At 62.2% G+C, this 18,365-nt stretch carries 15 protein-coding genes and 1 other RNA gene; 10 read left to right on the forward strand and 6 right to left on the reverse strand.

Going from position 1 to position 18,365, the window contains the following annotated elements; all coding sequences use genetic code 11:
• Positions 1–62: 62 nt before the first annotated feature.
• The gene (locus Q0562_RS12935; RefSeq protein ID WP_298645014.1) at positions 63–647 is read right to left on the reverse strand and encodes a hypothetical protein; all 585 of its coding nucleotides are present in this window, start codon (positions 645–647) and stop codon (positions 63–65) included.
• A 63-nt stretch (positions 648–710) separates the two neighbouring features.
• Complete coding sequence (locus Q0562_RS12940; protein ID WP_366144798.1) at positions 711–1,811, reverse strand: ABC transporter substrate-binding protein; 1,101 nt, start codon at positions 1,809–1,811, stop codon at positions 711–713.
• 177 nt (positions 1,812–1,988) lie between these two features.
• Between Q0562_RS12940 and Q0562_RS12945 the strand changes: the two genes are divergently transcribed.
• Positions 1,989–3,389 (forward strand): MBOAT family O-acyltransferase, encoded by a 1,401-nt coding sequence (locus Q0562_RS12945; RefSeq protein WP_298645016.1) that lies wholly within the window; start codon positions 1,989–1,991, stop codon positions 3,387–3,389.
• A gap of 9 nt (positions 3,390–3,398) precedes the next feature.
• Positions 3,399–5,015 carry a DUF459 domain-containing protein gene (locus tag Q0562_RS12950; RefSeq protein WP_298645017.1) on the forward strand — a complete coding sequence of 539 codons (1,617 nt, stop codon included), beginning with the start codon at positions 3,399–3,401 and terminating at the stop codon, positions 5,013–5,015.
• Between the two features lie 43 nt (positions 5,016–5,058).
• Here Q0562_RS12950 and Q0562_RS12955 read toward each other — a convergent pair whose 3' ends face one another.
• Positions 5,059–6,027, reverse strand: coding sequence for a nitroreductase family protein (locus Q0562_RS12955; RefSeq protein ID WP_298645018.1), 969 nt, complete (start codon positions 6,025–6,027; stop codon positions 5,059–5,061).
• A 149-nt stretch (positions 6,028–6,176) separates the two neighbouring features.
• On the opposite strand from Q0562_RS12955, the gene Q0562_RS12960 reads away from it, so the two are divergent.
• Positions 6,177–7,388, forward strand: a complete 1,212-nt coding sequence (locus tag Q0562_RS12960; protein ID WP_298645019.1) for a multidrug effflux MFS transporter — start codon at positions 6,177–6,179, stop codon at positions 7,386–7,388.
• Positions 7,389–7,457: 69 nt separating this feature from the next.
• On the opposite strand, the gene Q0562_RS12965 is transcribed toward Q0562_RS12960, so the two are convergent.
• Positions 7,458–7,793 carry a multidrug efflux SMR transporter gene (locus Q0562_RS12965; RefSeq protein ID WP_366144799.1) on the reverse strand — a complete coding sequence of 112 codons (336 nt, stop codon included), beginning with the start codon at positions 7,791–7,793 and terminating at the stop codon, positions 7,458–7,460.
• Positions 7,794–8,212: 419 nt separating this feature from the next.
• On the opposite strand from Q0562_RS12965, the gene pckA reads away from it, so the two are divergent.
• Positions 8,213–9,808 carry a phosphoenolpyruvate carboxykinase (ATP) gene (pckA, locus tag Q0562_RS12970; protein WP_298645020.1) on the forward strand — a complete coding sequence of 532 codons (1,596 nt, stop codon included), beginning with the start codon at positions 8,213–8,215 and terminating at the stop codon, positions 9,806–9,808.
• 402 nt (positions 9,809–10,210) lie between these two features.
• Here pckA and Q0562_RS12975 read toward each other — a convergent pair whose 3' ends face one another.
• Positions 10,211–11,767 carry a glycerol-3-phosphate dehydrogenase/oxidase gene (locus tag Q0562_RS12975; RefSeq protein WP_298645021.1) on the reverse strand — a complete coding sequence of 519 codons (1,557 nt, stop codon included), beginning with the start codon at positions 11,765–11,767 and terminating at the stop codon, positions 10,211–10,213.
• Positions 11,768–11,940: 173 nt separating this feature from the next.
• Between Q0562_RS12975 and glmU the strand changes: the two genes are divergently transcribed.
• The 5 genes from glmU (at position 11,941) to recR (ending at position 16,509) form a co-directional block, all read left to right on the forward strand.
• Positions 11,941–13,314, forward strand: a complete 1,374-nt coding sequence (gene glmU / locus Q0562_RS12980) for a bifunctional UDP-N-acetylglucosamine diphosphorylase/glucosamine-1-phosphate N-acetyltransferase GlmU (protein ID WP_298645022.1) — start codon at positions 11,941–11,943, stop codon at positions 13,312–13,314.
• 73 nt (positions 13,315–13,387) lie between these two features.
• Positions 13,388–13,484: signal recognition particle sRNA small type (gene ffs / locus Q0562_RS12985), an RNA gene on the forward strand.
• Positions 13,485–13,515: 31 nt separating this feature from the next.
• Positions 13,516–15,567, forward strand: coding sequence for a DNA polymerase III subunit gamma/tau (gene dnaX / locus Q0562_RS12990; protein ID WP_298645023.1), 2,052 nt, complete (start codon positions 13,516–13,518; stop codon positions 15,565–15,567).
• Positions 15,568–15,576: 9 nt separating this feature from the next.
• Positions 15,577–15,903 (forward strand): YbaB/EbfC family nucleoid-associated protein, encoded by a 327-nt coding sequence (locus tag Q0562_RS12995; protein WP_298645025.1) that lies wholly within the window; start codon positions 15,577–15,579, stop codon positions 15,901–15,903.
• Complete coding sequence (gene recR / locus Q0562_RS13000; protein WP_298645026.1) at positions 15,904–16,509, forward strand: recombination mediator RecR; 606 nt, start codon at positions 15,904–15,906, stop codon at positions 16,507–16,509.
• 208 nt (positions 16,510–16,717) lie between these two features.
• Here recR and Q0562_RS13005 read toward each other — a convergent pair whose 3' ends face one another.
• Positions 16,718–17,302 carry an NAD(P)H-dependent oxidoreductase gene (locus Q0562_RS13005; protein ID WP_298645027.1) on the reverse strand — a complete coding sequence of 195 codons (585 nt, stop codon included), beginning with the start codon at positions 17,300–17,302 and terminating at the stop codon, positions 16,718–16,720.
• A gap of 97 nt (positions 17,303–17,399) precedes the next feature.
• On the opposite strand from Q0562_RS13005, the gene Q0562_RS13010 reads away from it, so the two are divergent.
• Positions 17,400–18,323, forward strand: a complete 924-nt coding sequence (locus Q0562_RS13010; protein ID WP_298645028.1) for a LysR family transcriptional regulator — start codon at positions 17,400–17,402, stop codon at positions 18,321–18,323.
• Positions 18,324–18,365 lie beyond the last annotated feature (42 nt).

Below are 18,365 nucleotides of genomic sequence, written 5' to 3' on the forward strand. Positions count from 1 at the left end.
GGAAAATGCGCCCGTGGGTAAAACCCGCCGCGCCCGGACGCAAGGCGCGCTGGCTTGGAAAATCAGGCGGGATGGTAGGCAGCAATGTCCCAATAGGCGACATCGTAAAAACGCTGCATAAACGTGACCGGATCGGCGCAGAGCAAATCAAGAAAAGCGGCGACGCTGTCGGCAATCCGCATCGAGCATTCTTCATGGTTGTAATAAAACACCTTGCCGCGATGCGCACCGGCGGTTGCCAGATAAAAACGTTCCGGTGCCTGCCCGAAGCCGGCAAAGACAATGGCGCTGTCCCACCAGGTCGGGACGCCGTACACCGCATCCCCGTCTTCGCAGTTTTCGTCATCAAGCAGCAGCCATTCATAGAGCATGGCTTTTTCTGCCGCCATTTGCGCGAGCGGCAGGAAGAAAAAGCATTCGCCGGGATCGGCGCGGTTGGCGAAAAGCTGTAAACCGTCGCTTTCCCGATAGAGCGTGGGCAAAACCGCATCACAACCCTGCAAGGCAGTTTCCAGCGCGGCAACGGCGGCAGCGGATGCGGGCGGAAACGTGATATGACGGAGCGGAATGACGCCGCCGCCCGCTTCCGCATTGTTGACGAAATGCGGATTGGGCGCGGCGAGCAGGGTGTGCAGGGATTCAAGCATGGGGATTACTCTCGCTGAGATGAACGAAAGCCGCGTGGTTACGCCGCTTGGCGGCATTTGCCATTACCGTTGCGGATACAGGAAAAACGTCCCCTGCGGCACGACCGGCAGGTATTCGCGATAGAAATCCTGCCAAGTTTTGTCCGGATCGACATCGGCGAACACCTGCGGATACAGTGCCTTCGCCATGAATTGTACCGCCGCCAGGTCGGTAATCGAGCGCGAGGCGGTGTGGTAAAGGCCATAGACGCGGTTGTTCTGCACCGCCGGCAGGCTGTCCCAGCCGATGCGCTTGATGAAGCCGGCGAGGCGCTGCCGCGCGTCTGCTTCACTGATGCCGATGCCCATCGACATCACATTGGGATTGGTGTCGTGTTCCAGTTCCGTGCCGGAAATCATGATGACATCAGGACGGGCGACCAGTAATTGCTCGGCGGAAATCGTGCCCCAGGTTTTGATATGCGGTGCGCTGACGTTATCGCCGCCGACGGTATCGGCAATCGCGCCCCACATGTTTTTGCCAAAGGTAAAGCTGTATTCCTCCGGTCCTTTATTGCCGAATTCGATATAGATTTTCGGCTTGGGCAGATTGGCCGCTTTGACCCGCTTTTGAATATCGGCGATACCGTCGGCATATGCCCGGGCAATCTTTTCCGCACGCGCTTCCGTGCCCGCCAGTTGCCCGAAAATACGGATGCTCTGCGTATGGTTTTCAACGGTCTGATCATTGAAATCGACCACGACCACCGGAATGCCCGCTTCCTCAAAACGCGGCAATTCCGCCGCCAGCGCCTCGTATTGAATCTTCGGAATCACCAGCACATCGGGTTTCAGCGCCAGCGCCTTTTCCGTGGAGAAAGTATTGCTGATGACGTAGCCGACATCGTCAATGTCTTTTAAGAATGGCATCTTTTCCGTAAATTGTGCCCAGCTGCCGGGATTGAATTTTTCCCAGAACTCACGCGAAATGCCAACAACGTTGCGGAAATTGTCCGCGCCGGTCGCAGCAATATAATCCGGGTAATAAAAGGTGAGAATAGCGCGCTTGACCGGCACATCCACCGCCACTTCGCGCCCCAGCACATCTTTAATCTGCTTCACCTCCGCCTGTGCCGCGAGCACGGCAAACGCCGCGCCGCAAAATACCAATTTTGCTAAATTCATCAATGGTTTCAACATGGATACTCCCCGGCTAAAAATGCGACGCATCATGCCCAGTGCTAAGCCTAATGTCAATAAATCGCATTTGTACGCAGACCTCCATACAGGAAGCAAAATGGCATAAATCTTGCTGATGTTTTACAGATTGTTAATATTCAGCCTTTCCGCGATAATAACGCCATGAATTACCTCGCCCCCGAATTCATTGCCGCCTTCCTGCTCTTCCTTGCGCTGTACTGGAGCCAGCGCGAGCGCGTCGTCGTGCAAAACCGCCTGCTGCTTGCCGCCAGCTACCTGCTGGTCGCGACATACAGCTTCCTTTTTGTCCTCGAACTCGTCGCCTACTCCGCCTTCATCTACCTCGCCGCGCGTCACATCCAGCGCAGCCGCAACAAAAAATACCTCGCTGCCGCCATCGCCATTGCCGTCGCCCACCTCGCGCTGATGAAATATCTCGACTTCTTCCGCAGCGCCAGCCAGATCCTGCTGCACACCATCGGTATCCGCTGGAACCTGCCCGCCGCCGAAATCGCCCTGCCCATTGGCATCTCCTACTACACCTTCCAGTCCATCACCTACCTCGTCGCCGCCTGGCGCGTGCAAATCGTTGCCGAAAAACCCGAACGCCTTGCCCTCTACCTCGCCTTCTTCCCCACCCTGCTGGCCGGTCCCATCTGCCGCGCCGGCGACATGCTGCCGCAATACGCTGCCACCGCGCCGCGCGCCGTCGGCGAGACCGGCCGCATCTTCATTCTCCTGATCAGCGCCCTCGTCAAACTGCTGTGGCTGAACGCTTGGCTGGAAGAAAACTGGACGACGCCCATCCTCGGCAACCCTGAGCAGTACCAGCCCATCGAAGTCCTCGCCGGACTCTACGCCTACACCCTCTACATCTACCTCAACTTTTCCGGCTACACCGAACTCGTCACCGCCTTTGCCCTGCTGCTCGGCATCCGCGTCGCCGAGAACTTCAACCTGCCCTACGCCGCCACCAACCTGCGTGACTTCTGGCAGCGCTGGCACATCAGCCTCTCCACCTGGATACGCGACTACCTCTACATCCCGCTTGGCGGCAACCGCCACGGCTTCCTGCGCACCCAAGTGAACCTCACCATCGCCATGCTGCTCTCCGGCCTGTGGCACGGCGCAAGCGGCAACTACCTCATCTGGGGCGCGATGCACGCCGCCGGCATCATCGTGCTCAACAGCTGCGACCGTCTCATGGGCAAAAACGCCGTCGCCACCCTGAGCCCGGCGCTGGCGCGCTACGGCACCATCCATTACATCGTCCTCACCTGGGCCGTCTTCTACAAAAACGACGCCGACAACACCCGCGCCATCTTCCGCGCCCTCGGCGGCAACCTCACCCTGGACGCACCCGCGCGCGCGCTCACCTTCGTCCTCGCCTTCAACCTCCTCCTCTACTTCTACCCGAAAAGCGCGGGCTGGCAGACACTCGCCGCCAACCTGTGGCGCCGCCTGCCGTGGCACAGCCAGGCGCTGCTCTTCACCCTCATCCTCGTGACCATCGCCGCCTACGCCCCCGGCGGCATCCCGAACATCCTCTACGCCGACTACTGAGACACCGCCATGCCCACCCGCACCCTGAAAATCCTCGCCACCCTCGCCACCACCTGCCTCCTTGCCCTGTGGCTGATGCAGCAGGGCATTGAGCAATACTGGCAACAAACCTACTACCGCGCCTCACCGCTCGCCGGCTTACAGCACTTTGCCGTGTGGCGCAGCGGCGACCGCCTCAAACACGCCCTCTACGCCCTGCTCGGCGCGGGCGGCAAAGAAGCGCAGCACGACCCCGTTACCATCCCGCAAACCCTCGCCGCCAAACCCACGCCCCAACCAAGCCCCACGCCGCCTGCCCCCGTCGCACCGCCGCCTCCGCCCGCACCCGTGCTGCCCGTGCCGGAAGACAACCACAGCGCCCTGTGGGCAACCCTCGCCCCCGCCGCGCTGCCCGCCATCACCGCCGACACCTACACCGCCCAATACGACCCGCTCGCCCTGGCCCGCCTGCGCCCGCTCGCGGACGAAACAGCGGCAGAAGCATCACCCCTTGCCGACAACGACGAAACAGCGGCAGAAGAAACCCTCATCGCCGCCGACGACAGCGACGACAACAGCGACTCCGGCGACATCGCCACCGGCGACAGCGACGGCGAAGCAGACGACAACGACTGGCACCGCGCCCTCGCCGCCGCCCTCGCCGCACAACACCCCATCCACGCCCGCACCTACCTCGGCGACAACGACGGCTGGCACACCAACATCATCAACCGCACCCCGGCATACGCCTTCGCCGAACCTGTTGCCGACCCCGTGCCCGGCAGCCTGCTCGACCTCGTCATCCCCGGTGCCACCGCCGCGCCAACCCCGCCCCTCATCTGGCAAGACGAAGACGGCGATGCCGCAGATGCCGCAGACGACGCCGCGCTATCCGCCGACACAAGCGACGACACCGCACTATCTGCCGATGCAAGCGACGACACCGCCCCGCCTGTCGCCACAAACGGCGACAACGGCGACACCCAACCTCCCGCCGGCCCCGGCGACGCCATCCACCTCGGCGCGGACGACCGCGTCCTGCTCATCGGCGACTCCATGATGAAATCGCTGGCGCCGCACATCCAGCGCGAACTGCTGAGCCGCCATCACATCAAAAGCATGAACCACGGCAAGCCCAGCAGCGGCCTGCGCTACCCCGCCTACTACAACTGGCCGGAAAACCTCGGCACCCTGCTTGATGAAAACCCGGACGTGCGCCTCATCGTCGTCATGCTCGGCGCGAACGACCCGCAAAACACGCCGAACCCTGCCGCGCCAAAAGAAAACCTGCACTTCGGTACCCCCGAATGGGAAACCTACTACCGGGGCGAAATCCGCAAAATCCTCACGATTGCCGCCGCGCACAATGTCAAAACCCTGTGGATAGGCCCGCCGCTGATGAAAAGCCCGAAATACAGCAACAAAATCAGCTATCTGGACAGCCTCATCGCCGACGAAGTCGGAAAAGCCGAGCAGCACTACCAGAACACCAACCGCCTGTTTGCAAAAAGCGACGGCAGCTACACCGCCTACCTGCCGGACGAGAGCGGCAAACCCGTGGCGGTGCGCAAAAGCGACGGCATCCACTTCACCACCCAGGGCGAAAAAATCCTCACCCGCCACATCCTCGCCCGCATCAATCCCTGAGCGGCGCGCCCCGCCCGCTGCCGGGCCAACCGTAGCCAGTCGGTCAGTCCGGCACAATCACATCATCAATGGGGCGGCGGCGCGAACAGGCGGCCTTGCGGGCATAGCCGATGCGCAGCAGGATTTGCGGATGGTGGCCGTCAATGGGCAAGTTTTCCCGCAACCCGGCGCGCAGGGCTGCCACTTCGCAAGGCTGGTTCAGGAAGGCGGTGGCGATGCCCGCCGCCGTGGCGCGCAAAAGCAGGCGTTGCAGAACGCGGCCTGCCGCAACATGCGCGGCATGGTCGTCGCTGCCGCTCGTTATCAACAGCAGGTGCGAGGCGGCGGCAAGGTGTTTCGCGTCGGTCCTGTTTTGGGTTCTGGCGTTCAGCATGACGCGAACGATGATTTTGGCCAGCCAGCGCGGCAGGTCGGGCGCACCCAGTACGGCATTGCTGAGGCCGTCGCCCGTGCGCTCGCTGTCGGCCCGGTTGTAGCGTATCCACGTCAGCAGTTCCCTTTTGAAGGCGCGGTCGTGCATTTGCACCTCGTTGCCGCGCCGCACCGCGTCGGCCAGCAGGCGGTAGGCGGCGGTGTCGCGGGCAAAGGCATGAACAGGCGTTGCTGCCGTCGCTTCGCCGAGCAGGGTTTGCAGGCTGTCCGCCGCGACGGTGCGGCCGTCGCCGGTCGTGCGGTTGGTCTGGCGGTGCGGGATGCAGGCGGCGAGCGGGTCGGGGCGGATGGCGTCATCGCGGCGGAGTTGCACGGCAATGCTGCCGTCGGGGTCGAGCGTGGCCGTTGCCGCGTAATGCAGGGTAGTGGCGTACAGGCAGAGGTTTTCCAGCGCGCAGCCGAGGCTGATGAAGCCTTCGCGGTTGCCGCCATCCACGGCGGGCAGGGCGCGGCTGTCGTCGGGCAGGATGGTGATGCCGCCGGCGGTCGGGCGGAACCGCCAGGGCTGGCTGTTGTGTCCCGAAGGCGCGCGGGTGGCGGCGGCGACGAGCAGGCGGAAATCGGTATCGTGGGCGTACATGTTGACCTCTCTTGCAGTTGCGGCGGCGTCATTAAAGCACTTTTCGGCGGCATTGATGCACGGCGCTCATAACCCCTAACGACGCCGCCCGGTTTATCCGCCTGCCGCCGCTGCCTACAATGCCCGCCCCAATCACCACCGGAGCCCCCATGCCCGCCAACAAACGCACCCTGACCTTTCTCATCATCCTCAGCGCGCTGATGGCCTTCACCTCGCTTTCGGTGGACAGCTACCTGCCCGCCCTGCCGCTGATGAGCCGTGACCTCGGCGGCGATGCCGAGCTGACCGTTACCGGCTTCCTCGCCGGTTTCGCCATCGCCCAGCTCGTCTGGGGCCCCATCAGCGACCGCATCGGGCGGAAAATCCCGCTCTTCACCGGCATGGCGCTCTTCGTCATCGGCTCCATCGGCTGCGCCACCGCCGACAGCCTCGAAGCCATCGTCGCCTGGCGCGTCTTTCAGGCGGTGGGTGCCTGCGTCGGGCCGATGCTGTCGCGCGCCATGATCCGCGACCTCTTCGGCGCGACCCGCGCGGCGCAGATGCTCTCAACCCTGGTGCTGTTCATGGCCGCCGCGCCCATCGTCGGCCCGCTCATCGGCGGCTTCCTGCTGAAAATCGCCGACTGGCACGCCAACTTCTGGCTGCTCGCCGTCATCGGCGTCATCATGTTCGCCGCCGTCTCGCGCCTGCCGGAAAGCCTGCCGCCGCAGCGGCGCGGCACGGGCAGCCTCGCCGGGGCATTCGCCAACTACGCCGCCCTGCTCGGCAACCGCGCCTTCATGCGCTACACCCTCTGCGTTACCGCCTTCTATGTCGCCGCCTACGCCTTTATCACCGGCTCGCCCAAAGTCTATATCGGCCGTTTCGGCATCGATCCCGCCCGCTACGGCCTCTGGTTCGGCGTGAACATCCTCGGCGTGATGCTCCTCAGCGCCGCCAACCGCCGCCTGGTGCGCCATTTCCCGCTCGACCGCCTGCTGCGTGGCGCAACCCTCGCCGCCACCGCTGCCGCCATCCTCCTCGCCGTCCTCGCCTGTCGCGGCACAGGCAGCATCTGGGGCATCGCCCTGCCGGTCTTCCTCATGTTCAGCATGAACGGCATCATCGCGAGCTGCGCCAACGCCGCCGCGCTGGCCGCAGTGGAAAGCCGCATGGCCGGTTCCGCCGCCGCCCTCATCGGCTCCCTGCAATACGGCAGCGGCATCCTCTCCACCCTGCTCCTCACCCGCTTCGCCGACGGCACACCGTGGCCGATGGCGGCCATCATCACCGTTTTCGTCGCCCTCAGCGCTGTGACGGCGTGGGCGGGCAGCCATAAAAATGCCCGGCCGGGGCCGGGCGTTGCCCGGACAGGCGGTTAGGGTCTGCTGACACCCGGCAAGGCGGCTTTTTGACCAAAACCCGCTGCGCAGGCCGAATGTCAACAATTCCTAATGGCCGGACATGGACGATGCCGTATTGAGCAGCACCACACCAAGCACAATCAGGGCAATACTGACGACGCCCATCACATCCGCCTTCTGCCCGAAGACAAACACACTGATCAGCGCGGCCAGCACCAGCCCCAGCCCCGCCCAGACCGCGTAAGCGGTACCAAGCGGCATCGTTTTCAACGCCAGCGCCAGCGCCCAGAAACACAGACCAAAACCGGCCACCACACCGAGCGTCGGCCACAACTTGCTGAACCCGTCGCTCAACTTCAACATTGTCGAGCCGAACGTCTCGCACACAATCGCCAGCATCAAAAATACCCAGTGCATATGCATCATTTACCTCCGTTATACAAAGCAAGTGTAATCATATCAATATGATAAACACGGGAACAGCCTTGCATTCTCCCAAAAAACCTGCGCACCGGGCAAAAGACCAACGCCTCCGCCCGCATCTGCGGACAGCGTCGTTCGACACGGATATCCGCAATCCCGGCAGATGAGAAATCCCTGATAGTCAAAGATAAACCTCCTCCCGCTTGCGGGGTGGGGTAAACGGCAGCACCGCCCAAAATGGGGAAGCCGTGCGCCGAAAATGCGCGGCAGGCGGCAAAATTAGGCGAAAAAATTTACTTTCCCGCGCGTTACGGCTTTTTTTGCCTGTGTGAAGCCGCTATACTTTCCCCAGTCCACAAACGGAAAAACACACGTTTGTGGCTTGAAATCAAACATCTATCCAAACAAGGTGAACATGTATGGCAATCCAAACCCCCAATTTCCTTGACCTTTCCCCCTACGGTATCCACAAGCAGGCCTACCGCAACCTCTCGCCATCCGCACTCTACAAAGCCGCATTGCAGGCGGGCGATGAATCCGTGATTTCCTCCACAGGGGCATTGATCGCCTTCTCCGGCGTGAAAACCGGCCGTTCACCGAAAGACAAGCGCATCGTGAAAAACCCTGCCTCGGAAAACGACATCTGGTGGGGCAAAATCAACATCCCCTTCCCGCCGGAATCGCACGCCGCCAACCGCAGCCGCGCGGTGAAATTCCTCAACGAAGCCGACAGCGTGTACGTCCTCGACGGCTACGCCGGCTGGGACGAAAAATACCGCCTGAAAATCCGCGTCATCACCACCCGCCCGTATCACGCGCTCTTCATGCACAACATGCTCATCCGCCCGACCGATGCCGAACTGGCCGCCTTCGGCGAGCCGGACTACGTCATCTACAACGCCGGACACAAACCCGCCGACCGCACCGTCGTCGGCGTGACCAGCACCACCTCCGTCTCGCTCTCCTTTGAAGAACGCGACATGGTTATCCTCGGCACCGAATACGCGGGCGAAATGAAAAAAGGCGTGTTCACCATCATGAACTACCTCATGCCGAAACAGGGCGAGCTCTCCATGCACTGCTCCGCCACCGCCGAACAGGGCGGCGAACGCTCCGCCGTGCTTTTCGGCCTCTCCGGCACCGGCAAAACCACCCTCTCCGCCGACCCGAACCGCAACCTCATCGGCGACGACGAACACGTCTGGACCGAAGACGGCATCTTCAACATCGAAGGCGGCTGCTATGCCAAAGTCATCGACCTCTCCGCCGAAAAAGAACCGGAAATCTTCGGCGCCATCAAATTCGGCACCGTGCTGGAAAACGTCGCCTACGACGAACACTATGTCGTGCAGTACGACTACACCCCGCTGACCAGCAACACCCGCGCCAGCTACCCGATCGAATACATCAGCAACGCGCGTATCCCCTGCAAGGCCGGGCAACCGACGGACATCGTCTTCCTCACCTGCGACGCCTTCGGCGTGCTGCCGCCGGTCTCCCGCCTCAACCCGGCCCAAGCGATGTACCACTTCATCAGCGGCTACACCGCGAAAGTGGCCGGCACCGAAGTCGGCGTGACCGAGCCGGAAGCCACCTTCTCCGCCTGCTTCGGCGCACCGTTCATGGTTTGGCACCCGGCCAAATACGCCGAACTCCTCGCCGAAAAAATGAAAAAACACAACACCAATGTCTGGCTCATCAACACCGGCTGGGCAGGCGGTGCCTACGGTGTCGGCGAACGCATCAAGCTCAAATACAGCCGCGCCATCATCGACGCCATCAACAGCGGCGCACTGGCGAAAATGCCGACCGAGGCCGATCCCGTCTTCGGCTTTGCCGTCGTCACCGAATGCCCGAACGTCCCGGCGGAAATCCTCAAACCGCGCAACGCGTGGGCAGACAAAGCCGCCTACGACGCCCAGGCGAAAAAACTGGCGAAAATGTTCAACGACAACTTCGCGCAATTCGCTGATGGTGCAAGCGCGGAAGTCAAAGCCGCCGCCCCGAAAGCCTGAGCGGCCTGCGGCACACCAGACACCGCCCGCCCGGGCGGTGTTTTTTATAGTCGTTTCAAATAGAACCGATACGGTGTTGGCACGCCTGACCGGGCACCCATAAAAATCGCTGCGCGATTTTTATGGGAAACCCGCGCCGTACTATCTGTACTGCCTGCGGCGCGCCGCCTTGTCGCATTCCTGTTTGATACGCAACCCTCATACGCGGCAAAAAACCGCAAACCCGGCGGACACTTGCGCGACATCAAACTCTTCCCCCGCCTGCGGGAGGAAGGGCTTCCTTCATGAACCGGCTTCACTGCAACCTCCCGCGCGCACGATGCGGGAAGGGGCGCAGGCGGTGTGTCGATAAAAAAAAACGCTGCCGCAGCAGCGTTTTTTCCCGTGCAGGGTGATGCAGGTTCAGAAGTGGTACTGCTTCGCCAGTTCGCGGAAGGCGGCGGTCTGTTCGCTGATCCAGGTTTCGCCTTTGCCGAGTTCGGCGGCGATGTAGCGGGCGACGTCTTCGGCGGATTCGGCGGCGGCGCGGGCGTCCAGGAAGAGGAGACGGATGCGGCGCGCCAGCACGTCTTCCAGGGTTTGCGCCATTTCTTCGCGCACCGCCCACAGCGCTTCGGCGTAGAGGAAGGGGTGATTCGGGTGGATTTTGCTGCCAGCTTTGCTGTCGGCGGCGGCAAGCGCTTCGATGGCGGCGCGGTCACTGCCGTAGAAGCCGAGGTGGCTTTTTTCGTCTGCTGCCTGGTGACCGTGGATTTTCAAGTCAACAGTTTTGCATTCTTTGGCAGGCAGGACGTTTTCTTTGATGGCAGCGTCCACAGCGTCTTCGGCCATTTGCCGGTAGGTCGTCCATTTGCCGCCGATGATGTCCACCATACCGGACGGGGTAACGTGCACTTTGTGGCTGCGCGAGACTTCTTTGGTGCTCTTGCCGCCGCCTTTCGGCGCAGCGAGTGGGCGCAAGCCGACGAAGACGCTTTTGATATCGGCGCGGGTCGGCGCTTTGACGAGGTAGTCTTTGGCGGTGTTCAGGATGAAGTCGATTTCTTTGTCGAGTGGTTTGGGTTCGTATTCGGCGTGTTTGACGAGGGTATCGGTGGTGCCGATGACGAGTTTGTCATGCCACGGCACAGCGAAGAGAACGCGGCCATCGGAGGTTTTCGGCACCATCAGTGCGCTTGCACCGGGCAGGAAGGCGCGGTCAATGACGATATGTACGCCCTGGCTGGGGACGACGCTGTCCATGTCGTCGGGGTTATCCATCGCGTTGATTTCGTTGGTGAAGACGCCGGTAGCGTTGACGACGCATTTGGCTTTGATGTCGAAGGTGTCGCCGCCGAGAGTGTCGCGGGCGGTCACGCCGCAGATTTTGCCGGCGTCGTTTTTGGCAAGACCGGTCACTTCGCAATAGTTGACGACGGCGGCACCGTGGTCAATGGCGGTTTGCGCAAGGTTGACGGCGAGACGGGCGTCGTCAAACTGACCGTCGTAGTAGCAGACGCCATTGCGCAGTTTTTCGGGTTTGACGCCCTGCAGCAGGCGGTTAGCTTCGTCTTTGCCGAGGTAGCGGGTGTGGCCGATGCCGAGTTTGCCGGCGAGACGGTCATAGAGCCACAGGCCGAAGGTGTAGTACGGCGCGGTCCACCATTTTTCGCCCGGGATGATGAAGGCTTCGCTTTTGAAGAGGTGCGGCGCGTTTTTGCCGAGGCGGCCACGTTCGCGCAGAGCCTCACGCACGAGGGCGACATCGCCCTGGGCGAGGTAGCGCACGCCGCCGTGCACAAGTTTGGTGCTACGGCTGGAGGTGCCTTTGGCGAAGTCCATGCGTTCGAGGAGCAGGGTTTTGAAGCCGCGTGTGGTAGCGTCCACGGCAATGCCGAGACCGGTCGCGCCGCCACCGATGACGACGACATCCCATTCTTCTCCGCTTTTGGCGCGTTCGAGTTGTTCTTGTCTTTTCATGTTGTACTTTCTCCAATTTTTCTCTGAATTTAACCGGCTGTTCCGGAAAACAAGCGGTATTTTAACACTGCATCCTCAAAGTCATCACAGAATATGTAAAAAGTTAACGACAAATCCACATCACCTCGTGCTTTCGTTACAATGATCTCCCATTTGTTTGTGAAGGATTTGTTATGCGTACTCTCGCCCTGATTCTCGCGGCCGGCCAAGGCACGCGGATGCGTTCCGCCCAGGCCAAGGTGCTGCAACCCGTCGGCGGCAAGGCCATGATCGTGCATTTGCTGGAAACGTTGCAGGCGCTCGCCCCTGAGCGCACGGCGGTGGTGTTCGGGCATCAGGGCGGGCAGTTGCGCGCCTGCATCGGACCCGCCTGGCCGCAGGTGCAGTGGATTGAGCAGCGCGAGCAACGCGGCACGGGTCATGCGGTGCAGATGGCAATGGCAGAAATCGCCCAGGCCGGGCGGGTGTTAATCCTCTTCGGCGATACGCCGCTGGTGCGCGCCGCAACCTTGCAGCGGCTGCTGGATGCGTCGCAGGCAAGCGGCTTCGCCCTGCTTTCCGCCGTGGTGGACAACCCCTTCGGCTATGGGCGCATCGTGCGCGACGCCGCCGGCAGCGTCAGCGCGGTAGTCGAGGAGAAGGATGCGAGCGCAGCGCAGCGGGCAATTACCGAGATCAACACCGGCATGATGGTAGTCGCGAGCGGTCTGCTTGCTACCTATCTGCCGCAGTTGCAGAACAACAACGCGCAGGGCGAATACTATCTGCCCGACCTTGTCGCCCTGCACCACGCGGCGGGTGGCGAAATCAGCGCCGTTATCGCCGATGACGCCGAGGAAACGATGGGCATCAACACCCGTGCGCAGCAGGCGCAGGCGGAAGCGGTGTACCGCCGCCGTCAGGCACAGGCACTGCTGGATGCGGGCGTGACGCTGATTGATCCCGCACGGCTTGACGTGCACGGCAGCCTCAGCGCCGGACGCGACGTGGTGATCGAGGCCAATGTCGTCATCAAGGGTACGGTCAGCCTCGGCGACAACGTCTATATCGAAAGCGGCTGTGTGCTCGATAACTGCACCATCGGCGCAGGCGCACGCGTGTACAGCCATTCCCGCCTCGAACATTGCGAAGTCGGGGCGAACGCGCAAGTCGGCCCCTTCGCCCGTCTGCGCCCGAAAACCGTGCTCGATGAAGGCGTGCGCATCGGCAACTTCGTCGAAACCAAAGCGGCGACCATCGGCAAGGGCAGCAAAATTAACCATCTGAGCTACATCGGCGACGCCACTATCGGCAGCGCAGTCAACATCGGCGCAGGCACCATCACCTGCAACTACGACGGCGCGAACAAATATCGCACCACCCTCGGCGACCGCGTTTTCATCGGCTCGAACAGCGCCCTCGTCGCGCCGGTCAACATCGGCGACGGCGCGACCATCGGCGCCGGCTCAGTCATCACCAAAGACGTGCCCGCCGAGCAGCTCGCCCTCACCCGCAGCGAGCAGAAAACCATCAGCGGCTGGCAAAGACCGGTGAAAAAGGCAAAATAAACAACATGCTAACGCACAACATGAAAAGCACCTTGCAAACGCATGAAAAATCCCTAAAATGCGCCGCTGGTCTGCATTGGCGCTTCGCAACGATCAGCCGCAAACCCCGTCAGGTCCGGAAGGAAGCAGCGGTAGTGGTGAAATCGGGTGCCGGAGTAAGCTGGTGCAGGCCTTTTTCTATTTATAAGCAGCAAAAATCCCATGTCTGAGGCTTATCAGGTACTCGCCCGCCGCTGGCGACCGAAAAACTTTCACCAACTGGTTGGCCAGACACACGTAACCCAGGCGCTGACCTACGCACTCGATCATAACCGCATCCACCACGCCTACCTCTTCACCGGCACACGCGGCGTCGGCAAAACCACCATCGCCCGCATCTTCGCCAAATCCCTCAACTGCAAAACGCGCGGCGTCAGCTCCGAACCCTGCGGCGAATGCGAACACTGCCGCGAAATCGACGAAGGCCGTTTCCCCGACCTGATCGAAGTGGATGCCGCCTCGCGTTCACGCGTCGAAGAAACCCGCGAACTGCTGGACAACATCCCCTACGCCCCGGTCAAAGGCAATTACAAAGTCTATCTCATCGACGAAGTACACATGTTTTCCGCCAGCAGCTTCAACGCCCTGCTGAAAACGCTTGAAGAGCCACCGGAACACGTCAAATTCATCCTCGCCACCACCGATCCGCAAAAACTGCCGGCGACCATTCTCTCGCGCTGCCTGCAATTCCACCTGAAAAACATGAGCGAGCGGCAAATCAGCGACCATCTCGCCCACATCCTTGACAGCGAGAACGCCGCTTATGACCGCGACGCCCTGCTACTGCTGGCCAACGCTGCTGCCGGCAGCATGCGCGACAGCCTCAGCCTGCTCGACCAGGCACTCGCCTACGGCCAGGGCGAAGTGCGCAGCCGCGACGTTGCCACCCTGCTCGGTGCCGTGCCCGAACCGCAACTCAACCAGATGCTGCACCTGCTGGCCGACGGCAACGCCGCCGGACTGCGGCAAGTCCTCGACGCCCTGGACGAATACGCCCCCGACTACGCCAACCTGCTGCTGCGCCTCCTGCAACAAATCCAGAAAATCACCATCGTCCGCCTCAACGCCGAACGCTATCCGGGCGAAATCCCCGCCGAACTACATGCACTGGCCGCGCGCCTGCCGGTCGAACTCGTGCAACTGTGGTACCAAATCGGCGGCGACACCTGGCAAAACCTGCCCTACCAGCCCGATGCGCGCATGGCGCTGGAAATGAGCCTGCTGCGCATGATTGCCCTGCAACCGCTGCTGCCGGACGCCGAGCCGCCACAGGCGTCGACCATCCGCGAAGCTGCGCCCGCCACCGCAGCCGACAACCTCACCGCCATCCTGCAAGACAGCCTGCCAAGCGGGACAACAGCGGCATCCGCCGACACGGATAACAGCGCACAACCCGAACCGACCGCATCGCCAAGCGGCATAACAGCGGCATCCGCCGACACAGACAACAGCGCGCAACCCGAACCGACCGCATCGCCAAGCGGGGAAACTATAGCATCCGCCAATACGGCTAACAGCACACAAACCGAACCAACCGCCCCGCCAAGCGGCATAACAGCGGCATCCGCCGACACGGATAACAGCGCACATACCGAACCGCCCGCGTTGCCAAGCGGGACGACACCGCCACTTGTCGCTGCAAACACAGAAGAAGCCCCGCCGCCGTGGGAAGACCTCCCTGCCGCCGACGACAACGACATCCCGCCGTGGGTGAGCGAAACCATTCCGGACGAAAGCGTGCCCGCCGCTACCGCCGCAGAAAAAAAAACCGCCGCTGACGCAACCGCTGCTGACGACGCCCCAAGCCTCGACCCGCTCATAGACAACCTCGAACGCTGGAACGACTTCCTCATCACCCTCGACCTGCACGAATACCCGCTGCTGCTGCTCGAAAACAGCATCCCCGTCGCCTGGCAGCCGCCGCGCCTCAGCCTGCAAACCGGCGCGGGCGGCATCATCTTCGACCAGAAACAAAACCGCGAAGAAGCCGCCGCCGCCATCGCCGCCAAAATCGGCACCGCCTGCACCATCGACATCCGGCCGGGCGACGCCGTGACCACCCCCATCGACTACCGGCGGCAGAAAAATGCCGCGCAACAGCAACAGGCGGAAAGCGATTTCCACAACCATCCACAAGTACAGGCCGCCCAAGCCGTCTTCGGCGACGGCCTGCGCGTGGACAACATCCAACCCACAAACCCTTCACAAACATAAGGAGACACAATGCTTCCCGGAAAATTGGGCAACATGATGAAAAAAGCGCAGGAAATGCAGGCCAACATGCAGAAAATGCAAGAAGAACTGGCGAACAAACACGTCGTCGGCATCGCCGGGGCGGGCGCGGTCAAAGTAACCCTGAACGGCCACTACGCCTGCCAGCGCGTCGAACTCGGCGAAGAAGCGCTGAAAGAAGACAAAGACATGCTGGAAGCCCTCATCGCCGCCGCCATCAGCGACGCCGCAAGCAAAGTCAACCAGATGACCCAGGAAGAAATGGCCGCCATCACCGGCGGTATGGGCCTGCCCGGCGGCTTCAAGCTACCCTTCTGAATGAGCTTTTCCCCCGCTTTCGACCGCCTCGTGCAGGCCCTCACCTGCCTGCCGGGCGTCGGCAACAAAACCGCGCAGCGCATGGCGCTGCAACTCCTGCTCACCAAAACCGCGCAGGCACAAGAACTGGCGGATGCCACCAACCACGCGCTGCACACCGTGCGCCGCTGCGAGAAGTGCCGCAACATCAGCGACGAAGCCCTCTGCCTCATCTGTGCCAACCCGCGCCGCGACGCGGGCACCATCTGCGTCGTCGAAGCACCCGCCGATGTGCTCGCCATCGAACAATCCACCGACTATCGCGGCCACTACTTCGTGCTGATGGGCCACATCTCGCCGCTCGACGGCATCGGCCCGGAAGAACTCGGCCTCGACATCCTCGACCAACGCCTCACCGGCGGCGACATCCACGAAGTCGTGCTCGCCACCAACAGCACCATGGAAGGCGAAACCACCGCCTACTTCCTCGCCGAACTCGCCGCCAAACACGGTGTCCCCGCCACCCGCCTCGCGCACGGCGTGCCGATGGGCGGCGAGCTCGCCTACATTGACAAAAGCACCCTCGCCCTCGCCTTCAACACCCGCAGCCGCTACCGCAGCGAATAATCCGGGCGGTGCCGCCAGGCGGGATATAGTCAAATATCTAAAAAAACCGTAACGGTGTTGCGCCGCCTTGCCGTACTGATTTGTACTGTCTGCGGCGGCGCGCCTTGTTACGGCTTCTTGGCTATTTGACTATAACCACACGGTTTGTGGAAAAGGCAGGACGATCATGCAGTGGGGGAAACCCCGGCCTGCCGACAACCGATAACATTTACCCCAGTTTCACCCCATCCCGCGTCATCTGCGCCTGCAACGCAGCGAGACGTTTCACCGGGTCGAGCAGCGGGTCATGCACATGGGCCAGCAGCCGTTCCGCCGAATCCGCCACCGCTGTGGCCGTGGCCGCCACCGCCCCATGAAAAATAAACGGCGGCAGAAAGGTCATCTGTAATAGCTGCGCCGTTTGCACCAGTGGCTTCAGGAACTCGCTCATGGCAAAGCGGTTATAGCCGCCAGCCTGATAGGAATCCGCCGGGCCGCCGGTGGAAATCGCCGACAGCCATTCCTTGCCCGCCAGCGCCGCGCCGCCGCCGTAGGCCCAGCCATAGGTCAGCACATCGTCCAGCCACTGCTTCATCAATGGCGGCGGCGCATACCAATAGAACGGATGTTGAAAGACGATGCGTTCATGGGCGAGCAGCGCGGCCTGTTCGGCGGCCACGTCAATGCGGCCGTCCGGATAGAGCGCATACAGATCACGCAGCGTAACGCCCGCCGGGGCAAGGCGCGCGACCCAGGCGCGGTTGACCGTGGATTGTGAAAGACGCGGATGAAAGACATTGACCAGAATTTGCATAAAGACTCCCGAAAAAAGTGAGAGTTCCATCATAGTCCGCGCCGCCGCCCGCCATAAGCCCCGCGCCGGGGCATACCATCATGCAGGAGAAGCAACAATGCACCCCAACGACTACGCCGAACTGGCCGCCTTCGTCGCCATCGCCGAAAGTGGCAGTTTCCGCCGCGCCGCCGCCCGGCTTAACCTGAAACCTTCCACCGTATCGCACCGCCTGGGCGCGCTGGAAGCACGCCTCGGCGTGCGCCTGCTGCACCGCACCACCCGCAGCGTCGCCCTGAGCGAAGCGGGCCGGGCGCTCTTCGGCCAGGTGGCGCCCGCCCTGCACGATTTGGCGGGCGCACTCGACAGCGTGAACGCGCACCGCGACCGGCCCCGGGGCTGTGTCCGTTTAAGCCTGCCGCGCTGTGTGGCGACCACGGTGCTTCTGCCCCGTCTCCGGGATTTCTGCGCCCGCCATCCGGACATTCACCTCGACATCGCCGCCGACAACCGCGCCATCGACATCGTGCGCGAGGGCTACGATGCGGGCATTCGCCTCGGTGAAAATCTGGCGAATGACATGATCGCCGTGCCGCTGACCGGCCCATTGCACAGCGTCATCGTCGCCGCGCCGGCTTATCTCGCCCGCCACGGCCTGCCGCAGACCCCGGCGGCACTGGCCCGGCACCGCTGCCTGGGCTTCCGCCAGCCGGGCAGCCGCGAACTCTACCGCTGGGAAATCGAAGACGGTGACCGGGCGCAAAGCCTCACCCTGACGCACCCGCTCATCTTCGATGACCCGGAATTGCTGGCGGAAGCCACCGTCGCCGGCCTCGGCATCAGCTACGGCCTGGACCTGGTCTGTGCGCCGCACCTGCGCGCCGGCCGGCTGACGGCCCTGCTGACTGCCCACTGCCCGTGCTTCCCCGGCTTTTACCTCTACTATCCCGACCGGCGCATCAGTCCCGCGCTGCGCGCCCTCATCGACAGCCTGCGCCCGGCAGCAGAACCACTGCCAGGCCGCATTCCTGCTGATACATGAAAAAACCCAATCACCTCACCCGTGAATGACCAATCAAACAGG

It is taken from the genome of uncultured Cardiobacterium sp., assembly GCF_938028825.1.
Lineage (GTDB): Bacteria > Pseudomonadota > Gammaproteobacteria > Cardiobacteriales > Cardiobacteriaceae > Cardiobacterium.